Source organism: Xenorhabdus sp. NBAII XenSa04 (assembly GCF_963866145.1).
Lineage (GTDB): Bacteria > Pseudomonadota > Gammaproteobacteria > Enterobacterales > Enterobacteriaceae > Xenorhabdus > Xenorhabdus indica.
This window is the reverse complement of the sequence record NZ_CAWMEB010000163.1, coordinates 1-1,201: the sequence shown is the minus strand read 5'-3', so window position 1 is coordinate 1,201 and position 1,201 is coordinate 1. Positions and strand designations below refer to the sequence as shown.

General features: G+C 32.7%; 1 protein-coding gene and 1 pseudogene. Both read left to right on the top strand.

The features are described 5' to 3' along the window. Positions 1–236 (top strand): annotated as a pseudogene (locus AAC147_RS07320) (hypothetical protein); the annotation flags it as partial. Between the two features lie 55 nt (positions 237–291). Next, the gene (locus AAC147_RS07315) at positions 292–1,143 is read left to right on the top strand and encodes a hypothetical protein (protein WP_047686148.1); all 852 of its coding nucleotides are present in this window, start codon (positions 292–294) and stop codon (positions 1,141–1,143) included. The last annotated feature ends 58 nt before the right edge of the window (positions 1,144–1,201 follow it).

The following is a 1,201-nucleotide window of genomic DNA, read 5'->3' as shown; positions in this document are numbered from 1 at the left end:
CTACAGAAAAAAGTATGGAGCTTGTGCTTTATCATGATGGCATAACAGCGTTAGCAAGCGTGAAATATGGAATGGGGTTAGGAGACGATGTGAAAGGATCTAATGAAGATATCTTAGAAGAAGAAGCAAAACAAGGTCCAGAAGAAACAGATATAGAAGGAGTAAAAGAACGTGATTGGATATTTCAAAAACCTCTTAGCAAAGAAGAGTCAAAATACAGAATTTCTTTGGGTTAGTTTTTTATTATGTATGCTAATGATATTTGCTAATTCGGCATCAGGAAAAACAAGTATGGAATACAAGTATTTATTAACAATGAATACACACCGGAGTGTCTGTGTTATTCGCCTTAATGATATAATGGCAATGCACAATGTGCGTTCACGTAGTGGGACAGAATCTAGTGGTCAGAATATAACTTCTTTTTTAGAAAATAGTAATAATACTCTCTCTGTCTCAATGGGAAAAAAATCTATTGATAAAAGTTTTGAAAAATTTAATCCTGATTCATGGTGCGAAGCAATTATCAGAAAAGCATCCGCACATGATCAAGGCCAAATTGTTAGTTATATTAAATTATCTGTAGATAAAAATGGTGATATCGTTACTCACACTTCACCAAATAATATTTCTAATAATTTTTCGGACTTTGATTTTTCAGGTATGTCAAAAAACCATGGAGAAAAAGGATTATATCAAGCTAAAAGAATTTTTTCTATTAATGGATTACCTGATTGGATATGGACAAAATCCCGTCCTGTGTCAGAAACAGATTTACCAGAAATAAAAGCATTCTATCAAGAAGTGATTAATGCTTTTGTACGAAAAGATCTTGATAAAATATGGTCTATTACTAAACCTGCTTGGGAAGAATGGGCTATTGCAGATAATAGTAGCTCTAGAGTATTTTTTGACTCAATGGGCTTTAAGGAAAAATTTGATAGTGGAAATTATGTAACTAGGATAACGCCTGAATGGAAAAATTTCAGATTAGTTAGTTATAAAGGAGGCCGAATATTCCGCCTTGAAGAGGGTTCTTTCGGCAATTCCCCAATACAACTAGATAATAAAGTAACAGGTAAGACTGCTGTTTATAATCCTTACTTATCTATTATTGACGGGAAAGTCGTTATTTCAAGGTAATTAATTTATTAGGCTGGTCAGTTATTAATAATACTGATTGGCCTTGTTTATACTAATT

What these genes read in the sequence shown, in the direction of transcription:
- AAC147_RS07315 (WP_047686148.1), top strand. Translation starts at nt 292, where the DNA reads ATGGAATACAAGTATTTATTAACAATGAATACACACCGGAGTGTCTGT.